This window comes from Dyadobacter alkalitolerans DSM 23607 (genome assembly GCF_000428845.1).
Lineage (GTDB): Bacteria > Bacteroidota > Bacteroidia > Cytophagales > Spirosomataceae > Dyadobacter > Dyadobacter alkalitolerans.
The window spans coordinates 311,625-330,289 of sequence record NZ_AUAS01000006.1; the positions used below are offsets into that span (position 1 = coordinate 311,625).

At 46.2% G+C, this 18,665-nt stretch carries 19 protein-coding genes; 2 read left to right on the top strand and 17 right to left on the bottom strand.

Annotated elements, in window-relative coordinates:
- Window positions 1-4: 4 nt before the first annotated feature.
- Window positions 5-766 carry a patatin-like phospholipase family protein gene (locus G395_RS0114560; protein WP_026630721.1) on the bottom strand — a complete coding sequence of 254 codons (762 nt, stop codon included), beginning with the start codon at window positions 764-766 and terminating at the stop codon, window positions 5-7.
- A gap of 4 nt (window positions 767-770) precedes the next feature.
- On the bottom strand, window positions 771-1,616 hold the full coding sequence (locus G395_RS0114565) for an MBL fold metallo-hydrolase (protein ID WP_026630722.1): 846 nt from the start codon (window positions 1,614-1,616) through the stop codon (window positions 771-773).
- A 217-nt stretch (window positions 1,617-1,833) separates the two neighbouring features.
- Between G395_RS0114565 and G395_RS0114570 the strand changes: the two genes are divergently transcribed.
- Window positions 1,834-2,982, top strand: coding sequence for an FAD-dependent oxidoreductase (locus G395_RS0114570; protein ID WP_026630723.1), 1,149 nt, complete (start codon window positions 1,834-1,836; stop codon window positions 2,980-2,982).
- 1 nt (window position 2,983) lies between these two features.
- Here G395_RS0114570 and G395_RS0114575 read toward each other — a convergent pair whose 3' ends face one another.
- Window positions 2,984-3,181 carry a hypothetical protein gene (locus G395_RS0114575; RefSeq protein ID WP_026630724.1) on the bottom strand — a complete coding sequence of 66 codons (198 nt, stop codon included), beginning with the start codon at window positions 3,179-3,181 and terminating at the stop codon, window positions 2,984-2,986.
- 64 nt (window positions 3,182-3,245) lie between these two features.
- Here G395_RS0114575 and G395_RS0114580 point away from each other — a divergent pair, with 64 nt between their 5' ends.
- Window positions 3,246-4,265 (top strand): threonine aldolase family protein, encoded by a 1,020-nt coding sequence (locus G395_RS0114580; protein ID WP_026630725.1) that lies wholly within the window; start codon window positions 3,246-3,248, stop codon window positions 4,263-4,265.
- Here the strand turns inward: G395_RS0114580 and G395_RS0114585 are convergent.
- The 14 genes from G395_RS0114585 to G395_RS0114660 form a co-directional block, all read right to left on the bottom strand.
- Window positions 4,262-4,663, bottom strand: coding sequence for a DUF1398 domain-containing protein (locus G395_RS0114585; protein WP_035361359.1), 402 nt, complete (start codon window positions 4,661-4,663; stop codon window positions 4,262-4,264). The two genes, G395_RS0114580 and G395_RS0114585, sit on opposite strands and share 4 nt — an antisense overlap.
- A gap of 70 nt (window positions 4,664-4,733) precedes the next feature.
- On the bottom strand, window positions 4,734-5,426 hold the full coding sequence (locus tag G395_RS0114590; protein WP_026630727.1) for a DUF421 domain-containing protein: 693 nt from the start codon (window positions 5,424-5,426) through the stop codon (window positions 4,734-4,736).
- Between the two features lie 96 nt (window positions 5,427-5,522).
- Window positions 5,523-5,936, bottom strand: coding sequence for a hypothetical protein (locus G395_RS29440; RefSeq protein WP_035361362.1), 414 nt, complete (start codon window positions 5,934-5,936; stop codon window positions 5,523-5,525).
- A gap of 302 nt (window positions 5,937-6,238) precedes the next feature.
- Complete coding sequence (locus tag G395_RS0114605; RefSeq protein WP_026630728.1) at window positions 6,239-7,189, bottom strand: DUF4249 domain-containing protein; 951 nt, start codon at window positions 7,187-7,189, stop codon at window positions 6,239-6,241.
- A gap of 10 nt (window positions 7,190-7,199) precedes the next feature.
- Window positions 7,200-9,608 (bottom strand): TonB-dependent receptor, encoded by a 2,409-nt coding sequence (locus tag G395_RS0114610; protein ID WP_026630729.1) that lies wholly within the window; start codon window positions 9,606-9,608, stop codon window positions 7,200-7,202.
- A gap of 136 nt (window positions 9,609-9,744) precedes the next feature.
- Complete coding sequence (locus G395_RS0114615; RefSeq protein ID WP_051350170.1) at window positions 9,745-11,799, bottom strand: M3 family metallopeptidase; 2,055 nt, start codon at window positions 11,797-11,799, stop codon at window positions 9,745-9,747.
- A 104-nt stretch (window positions 11,800-11,903) separates the two neighbouring features.
- Window positions 11,904-12,221: a hypothetical protein gene (locus G395_RS0114620; protein ID WP_157486706.1), complete on the bottom strand. Its 318-nt coding sequence runs from the start codon at window positions 12,219-12,221 to the stop codon at window positions 11,904-11,906.
- 9 nt (window positions 12,222-12,230) lie between these two features.
- Entirely contained in the window at window positions 12,231-12,674 is a 444-nt protein-coding gene (locus G395_RS0114625; protein ID WP_026630732.1) for a hypothetical protein, read from the bottom strand.
- Between the two features lie 96 nt (window positions 12,675-12,770).
- Window positions 12,771-13,691: an SMP-30/gluconolactonase/LRE family protein gene (locus G395_RS0114630; protein ID WP_026630733.1), complete on the bottom strand. Its 921-nt coding sequence runs from the start codon at window positions 13,689-13,691 to the stop codon at window positions 12,771-12,773.
- 110 nt (window positions 13,692-13,801) lie between these two features.
- The gene (locus G395_RS0114635) at window positions 13,802-14,182 is read right to left on the bottom strand and encodes a hypothetical protein (RefSeq protein ID WP_026630734.1); all 381 of its coding nucleotides are present in this window, start codon (window positions 14,180-14,182) and stop codon (window positions 13,802-13,804) included.
- Window positions 14,183-14,479: 297 nt separating this feature from the next.
- A complete protein-coding gene (locus G395_RS29445; protein ID WP_084439628.1) occupies window positions 14,480-15,475 on the bottom strand; it encodes a glycosyl hydrolase family 18 protein in 996 nt (331 codons plus the stop codon).
- Between the two features lie 21 nt (window positions 15,476-15,496).
- The gene (locus G395_RS0114650) at window positions 15,497-16,609 is read right to left on the bottom strand and encodes a Gfo/Idh/MocA family protein (RefSeq protein WP_026630735.1); all 1,113 of its coding nucleotides are present in this window, start codon (window positions 16,607-16,609) and stop codon (window positions 15,497-15,499) included.
- Window positions 16,610-16,756: 147 nt separating this feature from the next.
- Entirely contained in the window at window positions 16,757-17,137 is a 381-nt protein-coding gene (locus G395_RS0114655; RefSeq protein WP_026630736.1) for a hypothetical protein, read from the bottom strand.
- Window positions 17,138-17,423: 286 nt separating this feature from the next.
- Window positions 17,424-18,665, bottom strand: a complete 1,242-nt coding sequence (locus tag G395_RS0114660; RefSeq protein WP_026630737.1) for an MFS transporter — start codon at window positions 18,663-18,665, stop codon at window positions 17,424-17,426.

Sequence of the window (18,665 nt, forward strand, 5' to 3'; positions counted from 1 at the left end):
GAGGTTACGCGTTAAAATCAACCTCGGTTTCCTCTAATAACCGCTTCGTATAACCATAACCAACATCAAACAACTGCCCGGCTTTTCGGAAGTCGAAAATGCTGAACTTGCTTAGTTCTGGTGGTTCGATGAGGAGGTTGCATTTTTTGAAACGTTCCTTGGTTTTGCTGTGCATGGCCAGGATAAGGCTGCGGTAGACTAGTTCTGTGGTTCTTTTGAGAGGTTTATCCAGCGTGAATGGGTTGCAGTGAATGCCTATGATGAAGTCGGTTTCTTCTATGATTGGCTCGACGGGCAGGTTGTTGAGTACACCACCGTCTACCAGTTCGCGGCCTTGAAAGCGGATAGGGCTGAATAAGCCCGGAATGCAGCAGGAGGCGAGCACCGGAATGGCTAGTTCGCCGTTTCGGAACTGCAATTCTTCTCCGGAAACAATGTCGGTTGCTGTTACAACGAGCGGGGTTTTCAGGGATTCGAATGTGTTTTCGGGAATGTATCTGCGAAGCACGGCTTCCAACTTGTTCATATGTAGAAGCCCGTTTGCACCAAACCCGAACCTGATATAGGGATAAAAGCTGGTTTGAATGATCATTTCAATGATCTCGTCGGGCGTGTAATCATGTGCTAGCATAGCGCCAATAAATGCGCCGGAGCTTGTCCCGCTGATCACGTCGGGCTTAATTCCATGCTCCATTAATGCTTTTATTGCACCAATGTGGGCAATACCACGTGCCCCGCCGCCAGATAAAACCAAACCGATTTTCATAACATTAACTTATAAATGTGCTCAACGCACCGCGCTCACGGATCGCAATTCCTTTATCTGTCTGCTCCACAACGGCTGCTTCAAAAACGGGATCATGCTCAAATAGTATAATGTGCTTTTCTGCCGCTGCATTTTGCAGCACTCCCTGCTTTTCCTGCATCGTAACAAGTGGCCGCATGTCATAACTCATGATCCAGGCAAGCGGAATGTGGTAAGAAGATGGCAACAGATCCGCAGCGTAAATGATCTTTTGATCCTTATATTGAATAACCGGCAGCATCATTTGCTCGGTGTGACCATCCACGTGTATAAATGCAATGTTGGGAAAAGGGGATTGGTTTTTCTCAATGAACTTCAACTGACCGGATTCCTGCAAAGGAAGAATGTTCTCATTCAAAAAAGAAGCTTTCTCGCGCGGATTAGGGTTGATAGCCCATTGCCAATGTGCTTCATTGGACCAATAAACGGCATTTGGAAATGTGGGAAGCAATTGCGACCGGTCGGGGTTGTATTGCACGGCACCGCCTACATGATCGAAATGCAAATGCGTCAGGACAACGTCCGTAATGTCAGTAACGTCATAGCCGCAGTTTTTGATGGAGCCAATAAGGCTGGCGTCTCCGTGAAGGTCGTAATGTCCGAAAAACTTTTGATCTTGTTTGTTCCCGAGTCCGGTATCGATCAAAATCAGTTTCCCGCCGTCTTCAATGAGCAGGCAGCGCATGGCCCAGGTGCAAAGATTTTTTTCATCAGCCGGATTATGCCTGTTCCAGAGCGATTTGGGAACCACACCGAACATTGCGCCGCCGTCTAGTTTAAAGAATCCAGTGTCTATAATGTGAATGTTCATATCGGAAAGTTACCTAAATCGAACGCACTTCAAAATTTTCAAGGACTTAATCCGCGTTCGAAATGGCATGTTGCGTATGACAATGGTGCGTTATAATTGCATTAATCTGTAATAACTGCAATAATGTTTGGGTTAACGTAAATGGTTCAATAGAATATTTGTAAAAACTAATGTTCCTCGCTATTTTTCAAGTGTATCACCTTCTATTCCAACCTTAATGAACCGCAGAAATTTTTTCGAGAAAGCTATTCCAGCCAGTTTTGCATTAGGCACCATTGCCTCATCCTGTGCACCTAAAACCCAGTTATATTACCCAGACAAGCATTTCCACATTGGCCGCGGTTACCATCAGATTCCTAAATTACGGCTTTCAATGGACCGCATTGTAAAGGAAACGGTTGGTTTGCGGCCGTTCCGGGCGTCGGGGCCGCGATTGGACGTGGAAAAATTGGGCAGTAAAACCATTGTCCATAATTACGGACATGGCGGCAGCGGCTGGTCACTTTCGTGGGGAACGGGGAACATTGCCCGTAATAATGTGCTGGCGACCAACGAAAAAAAAGTGGCCGTCATAGGCTGCGGAACAGTGGGCATTGCAACGGCGCGTCTCTTGCAGGAAAGTGGTTGCGAAGTAACCATTTATACCAAGGACGTTCCTCCCAACATTACGAGTAACCTGGCAACCGGAACATGGTCGCCTGCTTCACGGGTTTGCGATGTGAAGGTCGCCAAGCCTGAGTTTAAGGCGATTTGGGAAGAGGCGACACGCTTTTCGTTCCGCCGGTTTCAGTTCTTTCTGGGACTGAATGACATTGCTTGCTGGGCTGAGGAATACGGGGTTTTTAAACAAATGCCCGTCTACACACCAGGCGCGGGGGGAGAGGATTTTGAAATACATGGCCTGATCCCTGAGCGTGTAAAGCTCGAAGCAAATGAACATCCGTTCAAAGCGGATCACGTTACCCGACGGACGAATTTAATGTTTAACATTCCGAGTTATCTGCGGCATCAGCTGGAAGACTTTGTCATGTTCGGCGGCAAAGTGAAAATCCACGAGATCAAAAAACTGGAAGATATTGATGCATTACCCGAGAAAGTGGTGGTGAACTGCATGGGGCTGGGTGCAAAACCCGTATTCAATGATCAGGAACTGACGCCGGTTTCTGGCCAGCTTTCCTGCTTAATCCCGCAAAGTGACGCGAATTACAAATTATATACACAAGGCGCAAACTTCATTTCCCGGAAAGACGGCATCTACATTGGCAGCAATGGGATCGTCGGGAATTGGGATACGACGCCGAGTAAGGAACAGACCGAAAAAACAGTCGGGATACTAATGAAGCTGATGGAAGATATGAAAGGCTAAATTATTGCGGCTTCGAAACGTCTTCTTTCAAATGATAGCGTCTCCGGATTTCGTTGACCAGGAATTTTTTCTGGGCGGTAAAACTTTCGGGATGCATGGTGACGAACAGCGCTTTCCATTCCGCATACCGGTCGGGGTCTACCATGCTGAATGTTTGCGGATCAATTTTTTTTAACCTTAAATAAGCTTCAAATTCCATTATCCCGATTTTTTCGCAATATATGCGCATACTTTTGCATATCATTTAAAATCTGAGTTCGAATATGAAAATTGACCTGCGCAGCGATACAGTCACGAAGCCAACGAAGGAAATGCAGCAAGCCATGTGGGCGGCCGAAGTGGGTGACGATGTTTTGGGCGACGATCCGACGGTGAATGCCTTGCAGGAAAAGGCAGCTAATCTTTTTGGCATGGAAGAAGCACTTTTTTGTCCTTCCGGAACAATGACCAACCAGCTGGCGATCCGCGTGCATACGCAACCGGGCAGTGATGTGATCTGTGATAGATATTCACACATTTACTTATATGAAGGCGGCGGCATCATGCTTAATGCGCTGTCGTCCGTGAAACTGCTGGACGGCGATCGTGGCAGGCTCACAGCCCGGCAAGTTGCAGGAGCGATAAGCCCCGAGCACGATATTCATTCAACAGTAACCCGCCTCGTTTCCCTGGAAAATACAATGAACAAAGGCGGCGGCTGTTATTATGATTTAGCTGAAATAGAAGCCATTAAGATGGTTTGCCAGGATAGAAACATTCCTCTGCATCTCGACGGAGCACGGCTTTTCAATGCATTGGTTGAAACGGGTGAAAGCCCTTTGCAATATGGTCATGCCTTTGATAGTATTAGTATCTGTCTTTCAAAAGGATTGGGCTGCCCGGTTGGATCTCTGCTTTTGGGGACACATGAAGTGATCAAAAAGGCAAGACGTTTCCGTAAAGTAATGGGCGGAGGCTGGCGTCAGGCGGGATTCCTGGCAGCGGCAGGGATTTACGCGCTGGATCATCATATCGAGAGGCTCAAAGAAGATCATGCGCGGGCCAGGGCCATCGGTGAAATGTTCCGGCATTTGCCCGAAGTGGAAGAGATTTTTCCTGTTGACACCAATATTGTCATTATCCGGCTCGGCGGAAGTGTATCAGAAATTGACTACGTAAATAAATTGGCGCAGCAGGGGATCCTGGCTGTGACTTTTGGAAAAAACCTCGTCCGCTTTGTTACCCATCTGGATTTCACGGACGATCATTTACACGAAATGAACAAGCGTATCAAATCCGTTTAAACTTCCGGAATCGCTTCTTCATACTCATATTCGGAATTGGGTCCCTGATAAATAACCTTCATACCTGCCAGATCGGCCACATATGTGTGTATGCCTGCAGCGCCTATTTCGCGCAGGAATGTAGGATAGTCGGTAACGCCTTCCTGGTTGCGTTTGATCGCTGCTTTGACAGCTTCCAGCTCAAATGTTTCGGCACATTCAAACTCCGGAATGTCACCGGGTATCACCAGCTTGTCACCAATAACGGATGTATAAGTACGTTTGTGATTGCCTACCTTGATCTCATAATTGTCAACACCAATCGCTTTCAGGTTCTTGACAAAATAAGGATAGGCCTGCCCGGCAGATCGCTCCTCAGCAGATTTTATTAGGTCGTCGGTTAGTTCTACCATATGCATAATAATATGCGTTTAAATTTTTTGTTAAAAACTTATTAAATACCCGTGCCAGCTCACAGAGGCATTTTCGTTAACTTAATCTGGGAGTCTTGATGGCGAAAACCCATTCTTCCCGCTCACAGACCGGGCAAACAACTGCGCCCGCCGACACATTTTCAACATTTCCACAAAAAGCACAGGCATGAAATCCGTCTTTGAAGATCTTCTTACTCTTTGCATTATACAGGTCCGGCAGCAGCGGCAAGCCGTATTTGACCTCATTATCAGGATAAAAAAAGACGCTGACTTCTCCCGAGGGTTCGAGATAAGCGCTGCAAACCTGTCCTAAATGGGAGATGCTTTTCACGCGTAATTCGGAGAAAAATTCATCTTGCGCTAATGTTTCTTTCTTAAATGCGCTGATCGAAAACTGGCCTTCGTGAATCAGGCAAACGGTTTTTCCTTCAATCAGCTTTTCAAACCAAACACTTTTTCCTGTAAGCCAGGTTACAAACCTGTAAAGCAGAATAATGGTTGTAAATACAACAAGGGCAGGAATCACACCCACATCTTCATAAAACATCGGGTCTCCGGCTGCGGAACCCAACGCAATGATAATTACGGTTTCAAAGACCGAAAGCTGCCTTACGCCCCGCTTTCCGGTGACCCGAAGCGCGGTCAGGAGAATCACGAACATGATCGTTGAACGCACAACCACCTCTGCCAGGAACTTGTAAGGCAGGTCGTTCATCAGAAACCTTTCCAATTCGAAAATCTCTTTCATGCAATGCTGGTCTACAAAAAAAGATGCTACCCGGCCATCTCTATGGCAAAGTAACATCTTAATCTGAACTAATGGTCTATACGGCCGAAAATGGGCTTAATGCGCCATGTCATCTTCCTCCGGATGATGCACGATCAAGGAGCTGCGTGTATCAAGTTTCTTGATCATCTCATTAGACATTGCATCTGCATAAACACCATAACTGCTTACCAATGTGCCTTTTAGCCCGTCTTTCGATTCAATGGCATAGAGGATCGACATATCGGATGGATTGGTCATTCCCTCAAAACGGTAAACTTTGATAATGTCGAAGTCCTCCGGCGAAAGGGTCAGGCAAATGCCGTCCTCTTTGTGCAATTCCAATGCGTGTGCAGTCATATTGAAATCATATGTATAACCCTCTGCCTGTAAATCTTCGAGCGTTTCAATAAGCGTATCCGGTTCGTCCATGTTTTTATTGGACGGCTGTCTTTTTTGTTCTTTATCCTGATCTGAGCCTTGCAAGTCCATAACAAAGTGATTTAAGGTTAGTATTTCTTTCGAATGCCAACAATTGACATCGATAATTTTATTGTTTGAAAGCCGGAAATGACTGCCCGAAAGGCAGCTGTTTCAAAACGGCAGAAACGCATAGTGGTGCTTTTTGAATTAGACGCACGAAAAAAGTATGCCTTGCAGCGTCACTGCCGGTAAATTGCGCCTGCTTCAATTAATGCACAGATTTCCTATAATTGTTGTAAAAAAGAGATGACCATTTTGAGGTGCTTTGACCTCAATTTGCCAGAGATGTAGAATGCAGCGCATTTTCCGGATCAAGGACGATAAGTAACCTGCCCGGAATTGTAGGCCGCAAAGCAACCAAGGCCGCCGCTGATATTGCTGTAAATCAAAGATGGCTCAATAAACGGATTATCGGAGGTGCCGCGCATTTCCAGCGACCGGTGATATTTGAAATAGTGGACGTCGGTGTTGTAAATTTCGAGCATTACCATCGCAATCTTCGCCTTAGGATACAACGTGAATTTATTGCCGTTTCCATAATCGTAAACGATCACATTCGGCAAGACAGTGCGGCCTAAGGGCGAGGTGAATTCGGCCCCATCCAGGTTCGCATCGCTTTGGTAATCATTACGGCCAATGGTTTCATCCCAATTAAAATTGAAGCGATTTTTCACCCGCCTTTCGTTAAATGTCTCCGCACTTGTGCCTTCAACAACACTATATTCCAGGTCAACTGAGCTTCTTACCCGATAATAATTGGTATCCCGGGGAGCGTCTGTCCAGCTCATTTGAACGGTCAATACGGTGTCCTGTTCAAAAATGTTGCTCGAAAAGGAAGTGTCCAGCTTATAAGAAGTGGCCAGCACCTGCCCCGCAGGAACCGTACAGACGCCGGTAGCTACGCGGTTGCCGTCAGAAACAAAAAGTGAATAAGTTTTCCCTGCTATAATGGGAAAAACGGATGTATCAATGCTGTATAATGTGCTGGCGGAGTCAAAAGGAATGGCCACTTCTTTGGTCCCGTCTGAAATTTTCACCAAAGCATTTCGCACAACGCCTCCCTTATTCCCTGAATCCGTAAAGAGCGGAACCGATTCCGTAACCACCACATTAATGCGCGGCGATTGTGGAGAAATGAATGATTGTACAACAAGCTCGGATTCTGTTCTCGGCAGCTTATCCGCAGGAATGTCCGTAATCAGCGATTCGCAGGCTGAGAAGCAAATTGAAATAAGTATAATAATGATAGAATGCAGTCTCATGTCGGCGCAATTAGAACTTGAAAGTATAGCTGAAATAGGGAAGGACCGGAAACAGGGAATAGCGTTTGAGCGTGTTTTTGTTGTTGGTGCTGGTTCCAGTATCTGTGTCGTCGGTGTCTATATCATAGAAAAAGGGGTTTCTGCGATTGTAAACATTGTACACACCAAACTCCCACGTCCGTTCATGCCGCTTTTTCTGTTTGCGGAATTGAATGGCAAAATCCATCCGGTGAAAGGGCTCTGCACGGAAACTGTTTTTTGCGCCGTATTCGCTTACCATAGGGCCGTTCCAGCCGATGGCCGGTTTGCCGTTCGGATTTATTCGGGTGATGAAATTGTCACTCACGCCCGTGTAAGTTGCAGTAGGCAATGTTAAAGCATTTCCTGTTCCGTAAACCCATGTGGAAGAGATGGTTATGCGCTTGGTCAGCTCGTAGATCCCGACCACCGAAAGGTCGTGACGGCGGTCGTAACGTGGGAAAAATGTTTTGCCAAAATTCAGTTCAGGGAATTTCCAGTAGGTCCACGACAATGTATATCCTACCCAGCCTGAAAGTCTCCCTGTTTTTTTCTGAATTAAAAATTCACCTCCGTATGACCAGCCCTTTCCCGCAGTAACATTGTCTTCCCAGCTCAGCTCATTGGCATTTTCACCATTAATGCTCAAGAACGAAGATCCTTCCTTGTAATTAAGAATGTGGTTCATGTCTTTATAATAGCCTTCCAATGTCAAAGTAAGCGCGGGCCGTTCCAGATCTTTGGCAAAACCAAACGCGACCTGCTGCGACTGCTGTGGGGCAACGCGGTCTGTTGTGGGCACCCAAAGGTCTGTCGGCAGGCCCAATCCGGTGTTGGAAAGCAAATGCACATATTGGTTCATCTGGGCATAAGAGGCCTTTACGGAAAAGTCCTTTGCAAGCCTTAATGCTGCCGAAAACCGTGGTTCGGGGCGGATGTAAGTTTTTGTTTGGGTTTGAAATGCGCTTAACCGGAAGCCGGCGTTCATTTTCAGTGATTCAAACGGTTGCCAGGTGTCTTCCACGTAAGCACCGGCCTCAAATGTATTGATCGGTTTTGCAGATCTTTCGATCGGATTATCGATAAAAGAACCCTCAATCGCTAATGCCGAAGGGATAAATTTATGCTGCGTAACCTGCGCTCCAAACTTGATCGCGTGCTTGGCAGATGGATAAAAATCAAAATCGGTTTTTAAGCCGAAATCCCTGATCCGGGAATCGTATTCAAGGCTAAACTCATCCTGCACCGTTCCGTCGCCATTAATGTCCTTGGAATAACTGGAAACGCCGAAATTGAAATTGCTGAAAATGAATGATGTGTTAACGAAGAGTTTCTGGCTCAGCAAATGGTTCCAGCGCATGGTTGCCGTAGCATTACCCCAGTCCAGGCCAGCCTTGGTCTCGGAATCAGGGCTTTTTTCTTCTACATAAAATTTATCCCTGCCAAAATAACCGCTTACATAAAGCTTGTCTTTAGGGCCGAGATCATAGTTCATTTTTGCATTCAGATCATAAAAATAATAACCCGGCCTTACCTGACTTTCGTCTCCTTTTTGAGACTGCTTAATAAATGGAGAAGCCAGCAAATCAATGTAAGTCCTGCGTCCCGAGATCAGGAATGAAGATTTGCCTTTTGAAATAGGTCCTTCCAGTGTAAGTCTGGACGATATGAGCCCGATTCCGCCCTCGCCGTGCAGCTTATCCTTGCTTCCTTCTTTCATATTCATTTCCAAAACCGAGGAAAGCCTGCCGCCATAGCGCGCAGGAAATCCGCCTTTGGTAAGCTCCACACTCTTTAATGCATCACTATTGAAGATGGAAAAAAAGCCGAAAAGGTGATTGGCATTGTAGACAACCGCATCGTCGAGAATGATGAGGTTTTGGTCGGGCCCGCCGCCGCGGACATACAGGCCGGTCTGTCCTTCGGTCCCTTTTTGCACGCCAGGCATGAGTTGGAGCACGCGCAACACGTCCTTTTCACCAAAAAAGGCAGGGACTTTCTTCAATTGTGCAATTGGAATCTCAATCTGGCTCATCTGCACCGACCGGCTCACATAATCCTCCTGCCGGCGCGCCGAAACGACCACTTCTTCCAATTGGTTAATGGTCGCCAGGAAAATACTCAATTCCTGATTTTTAGTCAGACTGACGCGTAAATCCGTCTTTTCGTAACCTACAAATGAAAAGGAAAGCATTGCGCTGTCGCCTGCCGGCACGGTCAAGGAATAGAAGCCATAAGTGTTGGTAACTGCTCCGTAGGGTGTGCCTTCAATGTACACATTAACCCCCGGCAACTGCTCCTGGCTGCCTTTTTCCTTTACAAAACCGCTGATCGTTACGCGTTCCTGAGCGGAAACGGCCATAGAAAACAGCAGTAATGAGATGACAAAAATGAAGCGCATAGCAAGCGGGCTGGTTGATTTTTGTAACAACTCTTCCGAAAATAAAGTATGGATCATAGTAAAGGGTAAAATGGCCTGAGCAAACCTCCGCTTAGCCGTATATACTCCTTTTTGTGTACGTTGGATCAATGTGCGCTTATGCTTTTACCAGTCCCCTGTTTTCGAGCAGATATTTTTCGTCAGCCATTTTTCCCCGGAAGGATTTATATAGCGTCGCAGGCTCTTCCGTCCCGCCTTTTTCAAGAATATTTTTTCGGAATGAAAGCGCCGTAGCCGGATCAAAAATGTTGCCTGTTTCCTTGAAAGCTGCAAACGCATCGCTGTCCAGCACTTCCGACCAGATGTAGCTGTAATAGCCCGCAGAGTAGCCGCCTGCAAAAATGTGCTGGAAATATGTGCTCCGGTAACGCGGTGCAACCTGCCTGATCAGACCTAGGTCTTTCATCTGTTGTTGTTCAAATGTGTCAGGATCTATGGGCACGTCGGGGCTGATACTGTGATAAGAAAGGTCCAGCATGGAAGCCGCAAGATATTCTACCGTAGCAAAGCCCTGGTTAAATTTCGAAGCATTTTTCATTTTTTCTACTGCTTCGTCGGGGATTGTTTCGCCGGTTTGGTAATGTTTTGCGTAAAATTTCAGGACTTCCGGTTCGAAGGCCCAATGTTCCATGATCTGGGAGGGCAATTCCACAAAGTCACGGGGGACCGAAGTGCCGGATAATGATTCAAATTCAACATTGGAAAGCAGACCATGCAGCGCATGGCCAAATTCGTGGAAGAAAGTTTCTACTTCCTCTGCGGTCAACAAAACGGGATTTTTACCGGTTGGCTTGGCATAGTTGCAAACAATGGACACAATAGGAGCAACGCGCTGGCCGTCTTTCATTCTTTGCTTGCGATAAGAAGTCATCCAGGCACCGCCTCTTTTAGAATTTCGTGTAAAGAAATCCATGTAAAAAATACCCGTAAGATCGCCATTTGCCTCTCTTACTTCGTAGGCAGTAACATCTTCGTGATATTTCGGAATGTCGGTGATCGCAGTGAATGTAAGCCCGTACAAGTTTTTCACACCCTCAAAAATGCCGTTACGGACGTTAGCGAGCTGGAAGTAAGGTTTCAGGGTTTCGGCGTCGTAATTGTACTTTTCCTTCCGGACCTTATCTGCATAGTAGGCCCAGTCCCAGGCTTCCAGTTCATCGGCGTTTCCTTCCTTATTCATTAATGCTTGCATTTGCAATGCTTCGGATTTGGCCACCGGCAATGCAGCTTTCCATAATCCGTCCAGCAGATCGAACACATTAGAGGTCATTTTGGCCATGCTTTCTTCCAGAATATAGGCTGCGTGATTCGGGTAGCCGAGTAAGTTCGCCCTTTTGGCACGCAGGGATGTGATTTGTACAATGATATCCTTATTATCAAGGTCGTCGTCGTGGTTGCAGCGACTTGTATATGCTTTGTACATTTCCTCCCGAAGTGCCCGGTTATCAGCATATTGCAAGAAAGGCATCACGCTGGGTTGGTGCAGTGTAAATTTCCAGCTTCCTTCCTTGCCCGCTTCCTTAGCCAGTTGTGCAGCATTCACTTTGAGAGATTCCGGCAAACCAGAAAGCTGCGTCTCATCCTGAATGATCAGTTCAAATTTGTTGGTTTCAGCCAGCAAATTCTGGGCAAAACGGACTGTTAGTACCGATAATTGCTTGTTAATGTCCCGCATTTCGGCCTGATCAAAATCGCTCAGATCTGCGCCGCTCCGCACAAAAGCTTTGTAGGTTTTCTCCAACAAGCGCTTACCGACTGCATCCAAGTTAAGCGTATCCTGAGTGTCGTTGATTTTTTTAACACGCTGAAAAAGCGCGGCATTCAGGAAAATATCGTCGCTATGCTTAGATAATTTCGGCGCAATGTCTTTCGAAAGCGCTTCGATCTCAGGATTTGTATGGGCGGATGCCAGATTGAAAAAAACCGAACTGACCTTGTTGAGCAGGTCGCCGGTGCTTTCCAATGCGATAATGGTGTTTTCAAAAGTCGGTTCCGCTTCATTGGAATGGATGGCCGCAATGCTATTTTGCTGCTCGGCCATGCCTTGCTCGAAAGCCGGTAAAAAATGTTCAGGTTCCACCTTATCAAAAGGCGGAACCTGAAATGGGGTGTTATATGGTGTTAAAAACGGATTATTGGCTTCCTGATGCATACTGAAATTGATTTCGGACAAGATTCTGAATCGTCACGGGTGTTTATCAAACTTATTCCAGCATGCAATTTAGGATTTCAAAGAAGAGTTGCAAGCTACGATTTTCAGTTTGCGGCAACCACACTCTCTTCTACATGGTTGCGCAGCATTAATCCCGACGAAACGCTGGCCAAAATTAGCTTTATGTCATCACCAAGGCCTTTTTTGAACCAAACCTTTCCATTATTAACTGTAGAAACCGCCCCGATTATCTTTCCGTCCAGCTGGAATTCATAACCGTAAACATCATTTTGCGTCAAAAAGCCGGACGAACCTTCCAACTCACGAATCCCCGCAATGTCAATCTGCATACGTCGCGAACGTACAAACCCTACGGTGCGGTTTTTGTTCAGGCTCCGGCTCGAACCGTCGACATTGTGCACGATAAAATCCTAGGCTTCATCGCTGTTTACAGGTTTTACTGAACCGGCAAAGTAGTTTTTGAATTTCAGGGAAACAGAAAAATGATCTTGCAAGGGCTGATATTCTGTCTCCCGGAACCGGCTCACCAATGCAACTTCTGCTGCATTCCCATTTGTTCCAAACTGCTGGAAGCTCAATTTTTCCTTCGCACCGTTAAAACTGACAATGAAGGGAATGGAATAACCGGAAGTCCAGCCGCGCTTCACTTTGCTGGTTTTGAAATCTCCAAATGAAATCACCTGCCCGATTTGCGAACCCTGACGACCTTTCACCGCATAGGTTTCAGTTTCGTTTTTAAGATCATCATCGACCGCCAACTCAGCCGTGCGGCAGGAAAGCGCAAAGAAAGAAATGATGCCGGCAAAAAGAATTGCCTTGGTAAGTTGCAAAGAGGATTTGAAAATCTGATTCATGGCTAATAAATTATTTTTATTAGCCAGAAACCAGAAAAGCCGCGAAGGTTGTAATGTCAGCGTCAAGAATTCGTGAACAGCGATGTATGGATTGGCTTACTTTACGCCCTTAACCTTCATTTTCAATCCGTAAACTGCTGTTTCGGCCGTTACAAAAAGCAGATCATTGTCTTTTCCCCCAAAACACAAATTTGCGGTCCAACCATTGTGAATCGGAAAGTGAGCGATTTGTTCTCCTGTTTTGTCAAACACCGTAACGCCTTTGCCCGTAATGTAAAGGTTTCCTTCTGCGTCGAGGATCATTCCATCAGATCCTTTTGGCACAAAAAGCGTCCGGTTGGTTAATGTTCCGTCTTTTTGAATGTCGTATTTGTAGGTCTTATTGTCGCCAATGTCCGCCACATACAATGTCTTGCCATCTTTCGTGCCGATGATCCCATTGGGTTTTTTAATGTTTGCATCAACTTTAATCAGATTTTTTCCTTTTGGGTCGAGATAGTACACGTGTTCGCCATCCTGCTGCATTTTTGGATCGCGCTTCCAGTAGTCTCTTTTATACAAAGGGTCCGTCAGATAAATACCACCCTGCGGATCAATCCAAAGGTCATTTGGGCCGTTCAAGAGTTTGCCTTCGAAATCTTTTACCAAAACCGTAGGCTTGCCATTTTTATCGAATGACCACACCTGATTGTCTTCATCTGAACATGCGACCAGGTTTCCTTTTTTATCAAAATGCATGCCGTTCGCACGACCAGCATTGTCGGAGAACACGGAGAATTTATTTGTTTCTGCGTCCCAGCGAATGATTTTATTGTTGGGCTGATCTGTGAAAAACACATTACCATCCTGATCGGCAACCGGGCCTTCTGTAAATTTGTAACCGTCGCCGAGTTTCTCAACCTGTGCGCCGGGCGCTACTATCGATTTTGAATCCATTATCTGTGCTGAAAGTAATGCCGGGAACAGCAGTGCCGCTACCCCGGAAAAGATTGAATAAATACCTGCTGACTTTTTCATATCAAAATAATGCCGGGCTGAAGTTTGCCCGGGTTGCGTTAAAAGTCTTTTGGTAATCTTTCCTTACTTATGCAGCCTGCGCTGGAGCAACGGCTTTTGGCTTTATTGGGCTATGCAACCTGATTGCTGTTAATGGTAATTACATAACCTCGCTCAATTTGTTGTCCGGAGAATTCTTCATCCTCAAAACGTGCATACCCGTGCTGCACATGGACATCTTCCAAAAATTCAGGAACTTCAAAGAGATCGTTGTCAAGGATAGCGATATGCGAAATTTTTACAATTTCCGTATCGTCCAGTGCATCGTTCAACTTCTTTGCGAGATAGTTAAGTGCTGCATCTTTGTCTGTATTTATCCATTTAGAGGCGACTAGAACGTCCCAGCGATTTGCAGCATTCTCCCTCAGGAACAGTGCAAAGAATGTGTATTCGCCCATTTCCTGCGCACTTTCTTTCTCAATCTGGATCAGCTTTTTGACGATTTCCTTCATAGGATTTCAAGCATTGTTTTAACACTCCTAATCATTTTTGTAGCCTGCCATGCAATAGCCGCTTAGGTACACCGCGCAATCGAATCGTTTTGCTTGCAGTAAAATCTCTGCATCGGTCAGCCGCTCCAACGCGATGCGTCTCAAATCTTTGGCAGGTATCATTTATAGTGTGTTCGTTTGGAAAACAGCAAAATCTCAAAAATAGCGTCTTATGCGCAACTTGCCAGGTTATCCCTTGCACCTTTTATCCTTTGGCCGGTACGATTTACCTAAGTGGTCATATTTATTTTCTAACGGTCACTTCCTCTTCACCACCCCATCAATCTCCCCCAACAGCGACTTCACCCCTGTACTATCCTGCAACAACTGCCAGATCATCACCCCGCTAACCTTCTGCTTCGCCAGCTCCGTCTTCTTCCGAATTGTAGGTAGCCCATTATAATAAACCATCCCACCATTCAAATGCATCTGATCCTGATTAACTGAATCCGGAAATTGGCGGAGGATGTTTTTGTAGGACATACTTTCAGGAGCGGTGCCGCCGAAGCCGTAGCCGTAGAAGGGAACGCCGAGCGTGAGTTTTTCTTTGGGGATCTTGCGTGTTTCGAGCCAGTATTGAAGGTCTTCCTCGGCCATGGAATAGGGAGCGTGGGGGCCGGGTTTATCGGGGCGCCATGGACCAGTGCGGTCATAGGACATAATGTTGACAAAATCGAACTGGGCCAATGCTTTGTCCGTAAACTGGCTTTTGTAGACGGTGGCGATTGCCGCTGTGATCAGTTTATTTTTCTGTTTTAACGGCCCTGCAAGGTCGGTTACGAAGCTTTCGTAGTTGGCGTCAATTAATGCTCCTTCCAGATCTACGTCAATGCCGTCGAGGTTATTGTTAACTGCCAGGTTTACAAGGTCATTGATGAGTTTAGTTTTCTTTTCTCCTGTTAAAAAGGAAGGATAATATTCCGGAGCGCCGCCGCCACCGATAGATGCCATGATCCTGACATTTCTGGAATGGGCCAGGGCGCCAACTTCTTTAAGATTTTCAGTTCCTGTGAGGTTCCCGAGGGAGTCGGGATTGATGAAGGCAATGTATAAATGGGTGATTTTGCCAAAATCAATTTGTTTGGCAGATGCCAGAAGATCGGTTCGGTTTGGCAGATAGCCGATAACTTTGAACCGATTATCCGTATCACCGCTGCCGGAAGCGGTGATGCTTTTTTTACTACAACTGGTATTTAATGCAAGAATCACCATGAGAACGGAGACGCATTGCTTTAACAACTTCGAAACGATCATGGTGATCCTGATTATGAATGTTTATTTGCCTGCTAACATGATTTTTGCACCGCCTTTGCGGATGGACTCGTAAACGGCGTCGACTACGATCATATCCTTTAATCCTTCGGCTCCGCTTACATTAGGATCAGGCTTGTTGTTGAGGATAATGTCGGCAATGCCATCCATTTGCAATGTCTGGTGCGTGACTATGGGCTGATTCATCGGGCCATTGTGCGTCCGTCCTTTGATCGGGCCGTAGCTGAATGCGGGGCTTAGTTCCACAAAGCCTTTTTCGCCAATTACATAAAGTCTTTCGTAATTATTGAAGTTGTAGGTCGTGCCGCAACTCGCCACCACGCCGCTGGGGAAGCCAAGCTGGAACATGATCGTTTCGTCCACTTCCTTGAATTTCACCGGATCGGTTTTCGTTTCCTGCGCCGTCACCCAGATTGGCTCTTCGCCTGTGGCGTAACGTGCTCCGTTCAATGCGTAAATACCAACATCCATCATGGCGCCACCGCCAGCCAGGGCTTTTTTTAGCCTCCATTGATTCGGATCGCCGGATTTGAAACCCATGTAATTGTTTACATGCATAATCTTGCCCAGCTCGCCCGCCTCGCGCATGCGGATCAGCTCGCGGGTGTGCGGTTCAAAATGCATGCGGTAACCAATGTAAAATTTCACCCCGGCCTTTTCGCAGGCCGCGATCATTTCGCGGGTTTGCTTGGCATTATCAGCCACAGGCTTTTCACAAAGAACGTGTTTGCCGGCAGCAGCTATTTGCAGCACGTGCTTATGGTGCAAGGAGTTAGGCGTCGTAATGTACACGAGATCAATATCCGGATTGTCCTTGACCTTGCTTACCGTGTCGTAGTTATAGGTGTTCTTTTCCGGAATGTTGTATTTCTTTTTCCAGTCTTCAAGCTTGGCAGGTGTGCCTGAAACGGCTCCCACGAGTGTCGCCATTTTACAGTCTTTCATGGCATCCGCAACGCGCGTTCCATAACTGCCAAGGCCCATAATGGCGACGCGTAATTGTTTGTCTGCTTTTGGGCCGGCATAAAGCTCCCGGGCAGCTGCGGGCAGATCGGTCAGCGCGGTTGCACCAATTCCGAGAGTTAATTTTTGAAGAAAATCGCGACGTGAGTCCATAGCCAGTTGTTACAGTGTTAAAACAACTGAAAAAGGGAACGAGTAAGAATATCTCCTTATTCCAATGAATGCTTGTGCATGAGGGGCAGAAAACAAAAAAAGCCTCCGGGTTTCCGGAGGCCTAGTGATTTAAGGTTTACGCTTTAATTATTTGACGGTTAAAGAGCGTTCCAATTTTTGTTCCGAGAGTTCGAAAGATTTGGATTGGATTTCTTTGCCGCTGATGACGTCCAGTTCGTATTTCCCAGCGTCCATTTGGTCCATGTTCAATGTACGACCGAATTTTTGGTTGTCTTTGCTGACAGTTTCGCGGTAAACAACGTTTCCAGCTTCGTTTTTAAGTAAAATCACTGTGTTGGCGTCGCTGTTTGCTTTTGAAACCAGGACATTGATCTTGCCGCTTTTAGTTGGGTAAATCCCTGTTCCGAATGTTGAAGCTTTCTTGGTTTCTTTGTCTTCTGCGTTGGCAGCAAATGAAGATGCGATTAATGCTAAGGCAAATGCGAAGGTTTTGATTGTAGTTTTCATGGCTTATTTTATTTTTATGGCTAATGTTTTATTTACTTTTTGTCTCTGAGGACATAACAAAGGTGGCGCAAATTCCGGTACTATGTAATACAAAGTACAGGAGTGGAAACTTTACGTGAATGAGTGGTTTATATCTTTCATGAGTAATTAAAAGGTTTTTGAAATTCGGTTCAATGATGATTTGTAAGAGGCATATGTTGCTTCTGAATCTGTTAATAAGTGTTAAAAAAAACGGCTCGCTGCAATGCAGGAGCCGTTTTAGCAAAATTTCAATTAAGAATATGAACTATTCCTTTTCTACGTAATCCATATCCTTTGTAAATGTTTCTTCTAAAAAATATAAGGCTAGCAATGCAACCAGCGACGTGGCCACACCAATGAGCAGAGCACTCTGAATGACGCCGAGGTCCGGTTTGAAGCTGACAAACAATGCAGCCAGCGGGATCGTAGCGCCTCTTACAAAATTAGGAACAGTTGTCGCCACAGTGGCGCGCAGGTTGGTTCCGAAAAGCTCCGCGGCGATGGTGATAAACAAGGTCCAGTAACCGTTGCAAAATCCTAACAATGCGCACATCAGATAGAATGTAAACAGGTCGAGCGACGGGATCATCAGATAGCCAATCATCATGGTTAGTGAAAGAATGATGAACAAGCCGATTACGCGCTTTCTGCTTTTCAGATATTGGCTTAACAAACCACTGAAAATGTCCCCGAAAACTTGTCCGGAAAACGCCAGCATAACCGCCTTTCCTGCATTGATTCCTTCAATTCCCTTTGCAGCGCCAAATTCGGGAGAGAATGTGATCAGGATACCGACCACAAACCAGATGGGCAGCCCCATCAGGATGGCCATCATATATTTAGCAAAACGCTTCCCATTCGTCAGGATCATCATGACGTTGCCGCGGTCCACAGTTCGCTCCTTAACCTGCTTGAACATGCCCGATTCAAATACATTGAACCTCAAAACAAGCAATAGCAAGCCCATTCCACCGCCAACAAAATAGGAAATCCGCCATGCGAACATATCCGCCACGAAATACGCGAGGATGGCTCCAAGAACGCCTAATGTTGCCACCAATGTGGTTCCATAACCGCGTATTTCTTTGGGCAAAACTTCAGTAACCAATGTAATCCCGGCTCCCAGTTCCCCCGCAAGTCCTACACCTGCAATGAAGCGGAGCAGTGCATATTGATCCAGCGAGGTGACAAAACCGTTCCCGATATTGGCAAGCGAATACATGATAATGGATCCGAAAAGCACTGAAAGTCGTCCTTTTTTATCAGCAATGACGCCCCATAGAACGCCACCGATGAGCATTCCGGCCATTTGATAATTAAGCAGCCGGATGCCTTCGCCGAGTAACTGATCTGCCGGCACATTCAGCGCTTTCAAACTTGGAACGCGCACTACACTGAACAAAAAGAGGTCGTACATATCGACCAGATAGCCCAATGCAGCCACAATAACCGGCACTTGAAGCAATTGTGAGAGTAAGGTAGGGCGAGGGGTGGAATGTTCGGACAT